Genomic DNA, 11,866 nt, shown 5'->3' with positions numbered 1-11,866 from the left:
AGAGTCCGTCGCGCGGCGGCTACGCTGCCCTGATGGCAAGCCGCCTGTCGACTTTCAGCTCATCGATCGCCCGGTGGCACGGCGACGAACGGACCGTCGGGTCCCCACTCAACGCCGCCGAGGTCGTCGCGCAGCGTCGTACCCGGCTGTTCGGGGCCACCGGCACCGTCCTGATGGCGATCGGCGCCCTCGGCGCGGGCGCCCGCCCCGTCGTGCAGGATCCGACCTTCGGGGTACGGCTGCTCAATCTGCCCTCGCGCATCCAGACGGTTTCGCTGACCATGACCACGACCGGCGCGGTGATGATGACACTGGCCTGGCTCATGCTCGGGCGCTTCGCACTGGGTCCGCGCCGTATGTCGCGCGGTCAGCTCGACCGGACGCTGCTGCTGTGGGCCGTGCCTCTGCTGGTCGCGCCGCCGATGTACAGCAAGGACGTCTACTCGTACCTCGCCCAGAGCGAGATCGGATACATCGGCCTGAACCCCTACCAGGTGGGCCCGGCCACCGGCCTGGGGCTCGATCACGTTTTCACCTTGTCGGTACCCAGTCTGTGGCGCGAGACACCGGCGCCCTACGGACCGCTATTCCTGTGGATCGGCGAGAGTATCTCCGCGCTGACCGGCGAGAACATCGTCGCCGCAGTGCTGTGTCATCGCGTCGTGGTGCTGCTCGGCGTCGGACTCATCGTGTGGGCGACGCCGCGGCTGGCGCGACGCTGCGGCGTCGCCGAAGTCCCGGCACTGTGGCTGGGCGCGTGTAACCCGCTGCTGTTCATGCACCTGGTCGCCGGGATCCACAACGAGGCCCTGATGCTCGGGTTGATGCTTGCCGGAACGGAATTCGCGTTGCGCGGCATCGATGCCGCTGCGCCGCTCATCCCCCGGCCGCTGACCTGGCCGCACTCACGCGAGGACTGGCAGCACTGGTATCCCACCGCGATGCTGTTGTTCGGCACCGTGCTCATCACGCTGTCCTCCCAGGTCAAGCTGCCCTCGCTGCTGGCACTGGGATTCGTTGCGATGGCCCTGGCCTGGCGCCTGGGCGGCACCATCAAGGCATTCTTCGCCGCGAGCGTTCCCCTCGGCGCGGTGTCTCTGGCGGTGATGGTCCTGATCGGCTGGGTCAGCGGCCTCGGATTCGGTTGGCTCGGCACCCTCGGTACCGCCAACGTGGTCCGCAGCTGGATGTCCCCGCCGACACTGGTGGCCCTGGGTACCGGCCAGGTCGGCATCCTGCTGGGGTTGGGCGACCACACCACCGCGGTACTGGCCCTTACCCGCGCCATCGGCGTTTTTCTGATCGCGATCCTGGTCAGCTGGCTGCTGCTGGCCGTGATGCGCGGCCGCCTGCACCCGGTCGGCGGTCTGGGCGTGGCGCTCGGTGGCACGATTCTGCTGTTCCCGGTGGTGCAACCGTGGTACCTGCTGTGGGCGGTGATTCCGCTGGCGGCGTGGGCAACCCGGCCGGGATTCCGCGGATCTACGATCGCCATCACCCTGGTGGTCGGGATCTTCGGTCCGACCGCCAACGGCGACCGGTTCACGTTGTTCCAGATCGTGATGGCGACCCTGGCGAGCACGGTGATCGTCCTGATCCTGATCGCGCTGACCTATCGGCGGTTGCCGTGGCGCCCGTCACGCCAGACGGACATCAGCCCACCGCCGGCACCTGCCCAGTCGCCCGACGCCTACGCTGAATCCCCGTGACCAAGCCTCATCCCGTGTCGCTCCGCGGCGTCAGCAAGCGCTACGGCGCGACGACGGCGGTGTCCGACCTCGACCTCGAGGTGCAGCGCGCCGAGGTGTTGGCCCTGCTCGGCCCCAACGGCGCCGGCAAGACCACCACGGTCGAGATGTGCGAGGGATTCATCCGCCCCGACGGTGGTCAGGTCGAGATCCTCGGGCTGGACCCGGTCGCTGACAACGCCCGGCTGCGTGAGCGGATCGGCGTGATGCTGCAGGGCGGCGGCGGGTATCCCGCGGCGAAGGCAGGCGAGATGCTCGATCTCGTCGCCTCCTACGCCGCCGATCCCCTCGATCCGGCCTGGCTGATGGACACCCTCGGCCTCACCGAGTCCGCCCGCACCACCTACCGGCGCCTGTCGGGCGGCCAGCAACAACGCCTGGCGCTGGCCTGCGCCGTGGTGGGCCGTCCCGAATTGGTGTTCCTCGACGAGCCGACCGCAGGGATGGACGCGCATGCCCGAATTGTGGTGTGGGAGTTGATCGATGCGTTGCGCCGCGACGGTGTGACGGTGGTACTGACCACCCATCACCTCGCCGAGGCCGAAGAACTCGCCGATCGGATCGTGATCATCGACCACGGCGTCGCGGTCGCCACCGGCACCCCGGCCGAGCTCACCCACAGCGGCGCCGAGAACCAATTGCGGTTCCGGGCGCCGCGCAAGCTGGACCTGACCCTGCTGGCCGCCGCGCTGCCGGAGAAGTACACGGCCATCGAGGCCGCCCCCGGCGAGTATCTGGTCGAGGGGCACATCGACCCGCAGGTGCTGGCCACCGTGACGGCGTGGTGTGCCCGTCTCAACGTGCTGGCCACCGATATGCGGGTGGAGCAGCGCAGCCTGGAAGACGTATTCCTCGACCTCACAGGACGGGAGCTGCGGCCATGACCGACGCGGGTCGTTTCGCCCCGGGCACCTTCACCCCGGACCCTCGCCCGGCCAAGGTGCCGGCAATGCTGGCCGCCCAGTACGGGTTGGAACTGAAGCTGCTCCTGCGCAACGGCGAACAGTTGCTGCTCACCATGTTCATCCCCATCACCCTGTTGGTGGGGATGACACTGCTGCCGCTGGGCTCGTTCGGCGACGATCGCGCCGGTACCTTCACCCCGGCCATCATGGCCCTGGCCCTGATCTCCACGGCGTTCACCGGGCAGGCCATCGCGGTGGCCTTCGACCGGCGCTACGGCGCGCTGAAACGCCTGGGCGCCACGGCACTCCCGGTATGGGGCATCATCGCCGGCAAGTCACTGGCGGTGGTGACCGTGGTGTTCTTGCAGGCAATCCTGCTGGGCGCCATCGGCTTTGCGCTTGGTTGGCGTCCGTCGCCGCTCGGGCTGGCACTGGGCGCGGTGATCATCGCGTTGGGTACGGCCACGTTCGCCGCGCTGGGATTGCTGCTCGGCGGCACCCTCAAAGCCGAGATCGTGCTGGCGTTGGCGAACCTGCTGTGGTTTGTGTTCGCCGGCCTGGGCGCGCTCACCCTGGAAGGCGGCCCGGTGCCGTCGGCCTTGCGTTGGGCTGCCCGCCTGACCCCATCGGGTGCGCTCACCGAAGCGTTGACCCAGGCGATGACTGTGTCGATGGACTGGTTCGGCGTGGCCGTGCTCGTGGTGTGGGGTGTCGTCGCGGCGATCTGCGCGCTGCGTTGGTTCAGGTTCACCTGATCCCGGACCAGCCCTACTACGGGCTGTAGTTCCTGATCCACTACGATCAGGCCGTGCCCGGCGGAACAGCTTTCCAGCGACTGGTCGATCTGCTGCCCATGCCGAGCCTGCGGGTCCAGCGTCTGATCGCGGTCCTGGTGATCCTCACCCAGGGCGGCATCTCCGTCACCGGGGCAATCGTCCGGGTGACCGCATCGGGGCTGGGATGCCCCACCTGGCCCCAGTGTTTCCCCGGCAGCTTCACCCCCGTCCCGCACGCCGAAGTCGCCGTCGTGCACCAGGTGGTCGAGTTCGGCAACCGGATGATCACCTTCTTGGTGGTATTGACCGCCATCGCCGCCGTCCTGGCCGTGACCCGGGCCCGCCGGCGCCGTGAGGTGCTGATCTACGCCTGGCTGATGCCGGCGTCCACCGTGGTGCAGGCCATCATCGGCGGCATCACGGTGCGGACCGGCCTGCTGTGGTGGACGGTGGCGATCCATCTGCTCGCCTCCATGGCGATGGTGTGGCTCGCCGTTCTGCTCTTCGTCAAGATCGGTCAGCCCGATACCGGCGCACCGACGGCGACCGTGCCGAAACCGTTGCGGCAGTTGACCATCCTGAGTGCGGTCATCCTGAGCGCCGTGCTGGTGACCGGCACGCTGGTGACCGGCGCCGGCCCACACGCCGGGGACAAGAGCCTCGACCGCGTGGTGCCGCGCCTGCAGGTCGAGATCACGACGCTGGTGCACATGCATTCGTCGCTGCTGGTCGCCTATCTCTCCCTGATCGTCGCGCTGGGTTTCGCCCTCGCCGCGGTGCGTGCTCCGCGTCCCGTCATGGTTCGGCTCGGCGTCCTGGTAGCGCTGGTGTGCGCCCAGGGCCTGATCGGGGTCGTGCAGTTCTACACCGGGGTGCCCGCCGTGCTGGTCGCGGTACACGTCGCCGGCGCTGCCACCTGCACTGCCGCGACCGCGGCACTGTGGGCGTCGATGCGCGAGCGGGTGGGACCCAGCTAGAACCCCTTGTGTGACAGCGGGCCCAGCCCGAGCCGCTCCAAGGCGTCCTCCACACCGACGGCGAACCGCCGTTCGGCGTCCTCTCTCGCGGCGCGATCGAGCTGGAGGAATCCCAGTCCGGGTTCGACCAGTTCGACCTCGAGCACACGGGGATTCTCCGGGCCGCCGATCACGTCGACCCGGGCATACACCAAATCCCCGGGCGCGAGATCGAACCGTCGCGTCACCGCGTCGACCGCCAGGCGGCCGACCCGCCACACCTCGTCCTCCGGCTCGACCGGCGACAACGACTCCTGCGCGTAGGTACCGGTCGTGTCGAACTCGGGTGCCTGTCCGGCCGGGGGCAGGATCGGCCCCTTGCAGAACGCGTGGGATTGCTTGCCGCCCAGGAACACCAGCGCGGTCTCGCCGTCGGCGATCCGAGGGTCGTACGGCTGCACCAGCACGGCGCGGCCGTCGGCATGCAGTGCCTCCGCGTGGGCCAGAGCCTCCGAGGCGTCGACGAAACGCTGCACTCTGTTCGAGCCGGCACCCACCGCGGGTTTCACCACCACTTCACCGGCGGGTACGACGATCCGCTCGCCGACCGCGAAATATGCGGTCGGGACCACAGGCACGCCCATGCGATGCAGATCGTCGAGATAGCGCTTGTCGGTGTTCCACTCCACGATCTGCGCCGAGTTGATCAGGCGGGACACCGACCGCGTCCAGCTCAGGAACTCGTCGAGACGCTCGGCGTAGTCCCACGTGGCCCGCAGGATCACCACGTCGGCGTCGCGAGTCGCCGGGTCGTCCCAGGGCAGCCAACGGGCGTGCAGCCCGCGATTGCGCAGCGCCATGAGCAGGCCGGCGTCATCGCCGTCACCGTCGGGCAATGCGGCGCAACCGGCCAACACGATGCGGGGATGGAACACATCCGGACGGGCAAGCTTCACCCCCGCGATGATAGGTGTGGATGATGGATGGCGTGTATGCCATCGAAGTTGCCGAGACCGGCGGACCCGAAGTCCTGAGCTACGTCGAACGCCCCGAGCCCTCCCCCGGCCCCGGCGAGGTGCTGATCAAGGCCGAGGCCATCGGCGTCAACTTCATCGACACCTACTTCCGGTCCGGCCTGTATCCGCGGGATCTGCCGTTCATCGTCGGGTCCGAGGTGTGTGGCACCGTGGCCGCCATCGGCGACGACGTGGCCGCGCTGGCCGTCGGTGATCGCGTGGTGACGGCGAACGCCACCGGCGCCTACGCCGACTTCTGTGTTGCCCCAGCCGACTTCGTCGCCTATGTGCCCGACGGTGTGGCTCCCGATGCCATCGCCTCGGCACTGCTGAAGGGGATGACCGCGCACTACCTGATCAAGTCCACCTACCCCGTGCAGCCCAGCGACTTCGTGCTGGTGCATGCCGGTGCCGGGGGCGTCGGCCTGATCCTCACCCAGTGGGCCACCAGCATCGGCACCCGGGTGATCACCACGGCCTCGACACCGGAGAAGGCCGAACTGTCGCGGCAGGCGGGCGCGATCGAGGTGCTCGACTATCCAGAAGATCCGGCCGAGTTCGGCGACAAGGTCCGCGATCTCACCGGCGGGGCCGGCGTGGCGGCGGTATACGACGGGGTGGGCGCATCGACGTTCGACGCCAGCCTGGCCAGCCTCGCGGTGCGCGGCACGCTGGCCCTGTTCGGTGCGGCCAGCGGACCGGTTCCGCCGGTCGATCCGCAACGACTCAACGCCGCGGGCTCGGTGTTCCTGACCCGGCCGACACTGGCTCACCACACCCGCACGGCCGACGAATTCTCCTGGCGTGCAGGTGAATTGATAAACGCGATTGCCGACGGGTCGATCACCATCACCGTCGGCGGCCGCTACCCGCTGGCCGAGGCCGGCCAGGCCCACACCGACCTGCAGGGCCGCAAGACGGTCGGCTCGGTGGTGCTGGTGCCCTGAGCTTCTCCGCCGCGCACGCCGATTTCTACCGCGGGGCTGTGCCGACGGCCCAGCACCAGCCCGAGCGTAGAAGCCGACGTCGGCGCGGGGCCAAATGTGGGGCGCCTAGACCGGCTGCGCCTCAGGGAACGCCCAGGACCCGTCGAGGATCTCCGGCCTCGGCCGGTACAGCCGCACGAGGTAATTCCAGCCCTCGGTGATCGGCAACAGATTGGCGGCGCCGCTCCCGCCGAACTGCACGGTGGTGGCACCGTCGGGATCCTTGACGGCGGTGACATTGTTCAGCGAGTAGGCGTTCTGCGGGTTCGCGGTGAAATAGCCGTCCTCGTTGTAGACCGTCACTGACCAGAACCCGTCCACCGGGACATCTTTCACGGTGAGCCGGTGCACGGTCGTGCCGTCGTTATGCGCAGGCACGACGGTGAGGTACAGCGCGTCGCGGGCCGGGTTGCCGCCCCAGGCGAAGGCCGACCCGATCAGGTGGCGTACGGGATCCACGTCGTACTTCGGCCCGAACATCGCGTCCGAATCGGCGAGCGTGGTGGACAAGGTGATCAGCGCATCGCGAACTGTCTTCTGGCTGACCGGGTCCCACTGCGGGATCTCGAAAAATCCTGGATCCGCCTGCGAGACACCGATGGCGTCCTGCAGCGCGTGCACCGCAGCGAGGTCGGCGGGGTCGCCCGGATCGACCAGGGTGCGCACCGCCGCCATCACATAGCGGGTATCCACCGAGTCACGGCTGAACGTGACCTCGGCCGGCGCATAGGCGACATTGGTGGTGTAGTGGTCTTCGCTGATCACCTGCAACGACATGAACCGGCCGGCGCTGTCGGGCAGCGTGATCGTCACGGGTCCACCGTCGAGATCGAACACTGCCGCGGAATAGAGGGTGTCGCGGTTCTGCCGGATGACGATCTGATGATCGATCGGGGTCAGCTCACGGTTGTGGAAGAACTTTCCGAACCCGTCGTCCCTGACCGCTCCGGAGAAATACAGATCGGATTCGGCACGCGCGAAGTTATCGGGGCTCACCAATTCGGCCATGTCCACAACGCTGCCACACCGACGGTCTTGGGGCGGCAGGTTCGCGCCGGGCTAGTGACCGAAGATGGTCGGCAGCGCCAGCGCCGAGTCGATGGCCAGGGCGCAGAACACCACGGCCAGATAGTTGTTCGACTGCAGGAACAGCCGCAGCGGCTTCACGGGCTCGCCCCGCTTCACCCCGGAGTACAGCTGGTGGGCCATCACCAGGAACCAGGCGCCCGCCAGCAGTGCGACAGCGCCGTAGAGCCACCCGGTGGCCAGCGCCAGCAGCAGCGTGGTGAGCACCGTCAGCCAGGTGTAGATCAGGATCTGGCGGGTGACCTCACGCTCGGTGGCCACGGCAGGCAGCATCGGCACTCCGGCCGCCTTGTAGTCGTCCTTGTAACGCATCGCCAGCGCCCACGTGTGCGGCGGCGTCCAGAAGAAGATGATGCCGAACATCACCAACGCCGGCCAACCGATGGTGCCGGTCACCGCTGACCAGCCGATCATCACCGGCATGCAGCCGGCCGCCCCGCCCCACACCACGTTCTGCGAGGTGCGGCGTTTGAGCAGCAACGTGTAGACGAAGACGTAGAACGCGATCGTCGCCACGGCCAGCAATCCGGACAGCAGGTTCGACGTCCACCAGAGCCAGCAGAACGAGGTGACCGAGAGCACCAGACCGAAGATCAGCGCGTGCCGTGTGGGCACTGATGCCCGGGCCAGCGGACGCCGGGCGGTCCGCTTCATCACCTTGTCGATGTCGGCGTCGGCCACACAGTTGAGCGTGTTGGCGCCTGCCGCCGCGAGCCCACCACCGATCAGGGTGTTGAGGATCAGCAGCGGGTCAATTGTGCCGCGGTTCGCCAGCAGCATCGCCGGAATGGTGGTGACCAGCAGCAACTCGATCACCCGCGGTTTGGTCAACGCCAAATACGACAGGAAGGTGGATCGTATTCGGCTCGGCGCCCCGTTGGTGAGCCGGCGCTCGCGAATGCTCACGCAAATAACTCCTCGGGTGGCGTCACGCGGCTTCTACTACAGACGATGGTAGACCGCCGCTCAGATACCTCAGCACCGCAGGGTCTATTCCGGGGCGACAACGGGGTAAACGGGGAGGTATCGGTGTGAGAACCAGTCTGCATCGCATGAGTCCGCCCCACTAGGGTGTTTGTCGTAGCAGCATGGCAACTGCGCGCACATGCCGGCAGACAGAAGACGAGGAAGTGAGCTTAGTGACCACCGCGGAAGAGATCACCGCTCTCACCCAGCCCAACCACCCAGATGACTGGACCGAACTCGACAGCGTCGCCGTCGACACCGTCCGGGTGCTCGCGGCTGACGCGGTGCAGAAGGTCGGCAACGGCCACCCGGGAACAGCGATGAGCCTGGCTCCCCTCGCCTACACGCTGTTCCAGCGGCAGCTGCGTCACGACCCCAGCGACACCGAGTGGATCGGCCGGGACCGCTTCGTGCTGTCCTGCGGGCACTCCAGCCTGACCCTGTACCTGCAGCTCTACCTCGGCGGGTTCGGCCTGGAACTGGCCGACATCGAGGCCCTGCGCACGTGGGGCTCACTGACCCCCGGCCATCCCGAGTACCACCACACCAAGGGAGTGGAGATCACCACCGGCCCGTTGGGCCAGGGCCTGGCGTCCGCGGTCGGAATGGCGATGGCCGCTCGCTACGAGCGTGGGCTGTTCGATCCGGACACCGCTCCGGGTGAGAGCCCGTTCGATCACTACATCTATGTGGTGGCCTCCGATGGTGACATGGAAGAAGGCGTCACCAGCGAAGCGTCGTCGCTCGCAGGCACCCAGCAGCTCGGCAACCTCATCGTGTTCTGGGACGACAACAAGATCTCGATCGAACACAACACCGACATCGCGCTGAGCGAGGATGTGCCCGCGCGCTACCGCGCCTATGGCTGGCACGTCCAGGAAGTCGAGGGCGGTGAGAACGTCGTCGGTATCGAGGAGGCCATCGCGGAAGCCAAGATGGTCACCGACAAGCCGTCGTTCATCGCGCTGCGCACGATCATCGGCTACCCCGCACCCACCAAGATGAACACCGGTGGGGTGCACGGTTCGGCGCTGGGCGCCGACGAGGTGGCGGCCACCAAGAAGGTCCTGGGATTCGATCCCGACAAGAGCTTCGACGTGCGTGACGACGTCATCGCCCACACCCGCGAACTGGTGGAGCGTGGCAAGAAGGCGCACGCCGATTGGCAGGTGAGTTTCGACGCGTGGGCCGAGCGCGAGCCCGAGCGCAAGGAGCTGCTGGACCGGCTGCAAGCGGGCAAGCTGCCCGAGGGCTGGGACGCCGACCTGCCGCATTGGGAGCTCGATTCCAAACCGGTCGCCACGCGTGCCGCCTCGGGGGCCGTTCTGGCCGCCGTCGGTAAGACCCTGCCCGAGCTGTGGGGAGGTTCGGCCGACCTCGCAGGCAGCAACAACACCACGATCAAGGGCGCGAACTCGTTTGGGCCGCCGTCGATCTCGACCGAGGACTGGAACGCGACCTGGTACGGCCGCACCCTGCACTTCGGCATCCGCGAGCATGCAATGGGCGCGATCCTGTCCGGCATCGTGCTGCACGGCCCGACCCGCCCGTACGGCGGAACGTTCCTGCAGTTCTCGGATTACATGCGCCCGGCTGTGCGTTTGGCTTCTTTGATGAACATCGATCCGATCTACGTCTGGACGCATGATTCGATCGGCCTCGGCGAGGACGGCCCGACGCACCAGCCGATCGAGCACCTGGCGGCGCTGCGGGCGATCCCAAACCTTTCGGTCGTGCGCCCGGGCGATCCGAACGAGACCTCCTACGCGTGGAAGACGGTGCTGGAGCGCACCGCCAGCACCGGCCCGGTGGGGTTGATCCTGACCCGCCAGGGCGTCCCGGTGATCGAGGGCACCAGCGCCGAAGGCGTGGCCCGCGGTGGCTATGTGCTGGGCGGCACCCCGGAGGAGAATCCCGACGTGGTGATCATCGCCACGGGTTCCGAACTACAGCTCGCCGTCGCAGCACAGAAGTTGTTGGCGGACAAGGAGATCAACGCCAGCGTGGTGTCGATGCCCTGTGTCGAGTGGTTCGAATCGCAGCCGAAGGAGTACCGCGATTCGGTGCTGCCGCCTGCGGTTTCGGCCCGGGTGGCGGTCGAGGCCGCGGTGGCGCAGAGTTGGTACAAGCTGGTCGGAGACACCGGCGAGATCGTCTCGATCGAGCACTACGGCGCCTCCGCCGACGACAAGACGCTGTTCCGTGAGTTCGGTTTCACCCCCGAGGCGGTGGCCGCAGCCGCGGAACGGTCCCTGGACAACTAGCAGGACGATCAGCAGGAGAAGGCGAACATGACTCAGAACCCGAATCTCGCGGCGCTGAGCGCCGCAGGTGTATCCGTCTGGCTCGACGATCTTTCGCGCGAGCGGCTGCAGACCGGCAATCTGCAGAACTTGATTGACACCCGCAGTGTCGTGGGCGTGACCACCAACCCGTCGATCTTCCAGGCCGCGCTGTCGAAGGGCACCGCATACGACGCCCAGGTCAAAGAGCTCGCCGAGCGGGGCGCCGACGTCGACGCCACCATCCGCACCGTCACCACCGACGACGTCCGCAACGCCTGTGACGTCCTGGCCAAGCAGTACGAGGCCTCCGACGGTGTCGACGGCCGGGTGTCCATCGAGGTCGACCCGCGGCTGGCCCACGACACCGACAAGACGATCCTGCAGGCCATCGAGCTGTGGAAGATCGTCGACCGGCCCAACCTGCTGATAAAGATTCCCGCTACGCTGGCCGGCCTTCCGGCGATCACCGCGGTGATCGCCGAGGGCATCTCGGTCAACGTCACGCTGATCTTCTCGGTCGAGCGGCACCGCGCCGTCATGGACGCCTACCTGGCGGGCCTGGAGGCCGCCAAGGAAGCCGGCCACGATCTGTCCAAGATCCATTCCGTCGCATCGTTCTTCGTGTCCCGCGTCGACACAGAGATCGACAAACGGCTGGAGCAGATCGGTTCTGATGCCGCACTGGCCCTGCGCGGCAAGGCCGGCGTCGCCAACTCGCGCCTGGCCTATGCGGCCTACGAGGAAGTCTTCGGCGGTGAGCGCTTCGCCGCGCTCAAGAGCGCCGGTGCCCGCGTGCAGCGCGTGCTGTGGGCCTCCACCGGCGTCAAGAATCCGGACTACTCGGACACGCTGTACGTGACCGAGTTGGTCGCGCCACACACGGTGAACACCTTGCCGGAGAAGACACTTGAGGCGGTCGCCGATCACGGCAAGATCAGCGGTGACACCATCACCGGGACCGCGGCGGCATCGCAGGAGATCTTCGACCAGCTCAGCGCCATCGGCGTCGACCTGGTCGATGTGTTCAAGGTGCTCGAGGACGAGGGTGTGGACAAGTTCGAGAAGTCGTGGCAGGAACTGCTCGACGCGACGCAGGGTCAACTCGACGCCAGCGCGCGATGAGCGCTCGCGCGAAGAGCGGA

10 protein-coding genes are annotated in these 11,866 nt (G+C 67.5%); 7 read left to right on the top strand and 3 right to left on the bottom strand.

From position 1 onward, the window contains the following. The first annotated feature begins 32 nt into the window (after nucleotides 1-32). From mptB to QQ25_RS15605, 4 genes are all read left to right on the top strand, one after another. Complete coding sequence (gene mptB, locus QQ25_RS15620) at nucleotides 33-1,709, top strand: polyprenol phosphomannose-dependent alpha 1,6 mannosyltransferase MptB (protein ID WP_039319797.1); 1,677 nt, start codon at nucleotides 33-35, stop codon at nucleotides 1,707-1,709. Continuing rightward, on the top strand, nucleotides 1,706-2,632 hold the full coding sequence (locus tag QQ25_RS15615) for an ABC transporter ATP-binding protein (RefSeq protein ID WP_201774232.1): 927 nt from the start codon (nucleotides 1,706-1,708) through the stop codon (nucleotides 2,630-2,632). The genes mptB and QQ25_RS15615 overlap by 4 nt, the downstream gene beginning before the upstream one ends. Then, nucleotides 2,629-3,408, top strand: coding sequence for an ABC transporter permease (locus QQ25_RS15610; RefSeq protein WP_039319793.1), 780 nt, complete (start codon nucleotides 2,629-2,631; stop codon nucleotides 3,406-3,408). Before QQ25_RS15615 ends, QQ25_RS15610 begins: the two co-directional genes overlap by 4 nt. A gap of 98 nt (nucleotides 3,409-3,506) precedes the next feature. Further along, complete coding sequence (locus QQ25_RS15605; protein ID WP_052235885.1) at nucleotides 3,507-4,406, top strand: COX15/CtaA family protein; 900 nt, start codon at nucleotides 3,507-3,509, stop codon at nucleotides 4,404-4,406. Here QQ25_RS15605 and QQ25_RS15600 read toward each other — a convergent pair. Beyond that, nucleotides 4,403-5,341 (bottom strand): ATP-grasp domain-containing protein, encoded by a 939-nt coding sequence (locus QQ25_RS15600; protein ID WP_039379482.1) that lies wholly within the window; start codon nucleotides 5,339-5,341, stop codon nucleotides 4,403-4,405. The genes QQ25_RS15605 and QQ25_RS15600 overlap by 4 nt on opposite strands. 32 nt (nucleotides 5,342-5,373) lie before the next feature. Between QQ25_RS15600 and QQ25_RS15595 the strand changes: the two genes are divergently transcribed. Beyond that, nucleotides 5,374-6,348: a quinone oxidoreductase family protein gene (locus tag QQ25_RS15595; RefSeq protein WP_039380011.1), complete on the top strand. Its 975-nt coding sequence runs from the start codon at nucleotides 5,374-5,376 to the stop codon at nucleotides 6,346-6,348. A gap of 105 nt (nucleotides 6,349-6,453) precedes the next feature. Here the strand turns inward: QQ25_RS15595 and QQ25_RS15590 are convergent, their stop codons facing one another. Both QQ25_RS15590 and QQ25_RS15585 read right to left on the bottom strand, forming a co-directional pair. Further along, the gene (locus QQ25_RS15590; protein WP_198530811.1) at nucleotides 6,454-7,383 is read right to left on the bottom strand and encodes a DUF1254 domain-containing protein; all 930 of its coding nucleotides are present in this window, start codon (nucleotides 7,381-7,383) and stop codon (nucleotides 6,454-6,456) included. A 63-nt stretch (nucleotides 7,384-7,446) separates the two neighbouring features. Further along, nucleotides 7,447-8,379 (bottom strand): heme o synthase, encoded by a 933-nt coding sequence (locus QQ25_RS15585; protein WP_039319785.1) that lies wholly within the window; start codon nucleotides 8,377-8,379, stop codon nucleotides 7,447-7,449. A gap of 233 nt (nucleotides 8,380-8,612) precedes the next feature. Between QQ25_RS15585 and tkt the strand changes: the two genes are divergently transcribed. Together tkt and tal are read left to right on the top strand one after the other, a co-directional pair. Next, nucleotides 8,613-10,703 carry a transketolase gene (gene tkt / locus QQ25_RS15580; RefSeq protein WP_039379480.1) on the top strand — a complete coding sequence of 697 codons (2,091 nt, stop codon included), beginning with the start codon at nucleotides 8,613-8,615 and terminating at the stop codon, nucleotides 10,701-10,703. A 27-nt stretch (nucleotides 10,704-10,730) separates the two neighbouring features. Then, the gene (gene tal, locus QQ25_RS15575) at nucleotides 10,731-11,846 is read left to right on the top strand and encodes a transaldolase (RefSeq protein ID WP_039319782.1); all 1,116 of its coding nucleotides are present in this window, start codon (nucleotides 10,731-10,733) and stop codon (nucleotides 11,844-11,846) included. The last annotated feature ends 20 nt before the right edge of the window (nucleotides 11,847-11,866 follow it).

It is taken from the genome of Mycolicibacterium setense, assembly GCF_000805385.1.
Taxonomy (GTDB): Bacteria; Actinomycetota; Actinomycetes; order Mycobacteriales; family Mycobacteriaceae; genus Mycobacterium; species Mycobacterium setense.
Note: the sequence above shows the minus strand (reverse complement) of the source record. Positions and strands in the feature narration are given on the sequence as shown.

Coding starts and splice junctions, on each gene's coding strand:
- mptB (WP_039319797.1), top strand. CDS start 33: ATGGCAAGCCGCCTGTCGACTTTCAGCTCATCGATCGCCCGGTGGCAC.
- QQ25_RS15610 (WP_039319793.1), top strand. CDS start 2,629: ATGACCGACGCGGGTCGTTTCGCCCCGGGCACCTTCACCCCGGACCCT.
- QQ25_RS15605 (WP_052235885.1), top strand. CDS start 3,507: ATGCCGAGCCTGCGGGTCCAGCGTCTGATCGCGGTCCTGGTGATCCTC.
- tal (WP_039319782.1), top strand. CDS start 10,731: ATGACTCAGAACCCGAATCTCGCGGCGCTGAGCGCCGCAGGTGTATCC.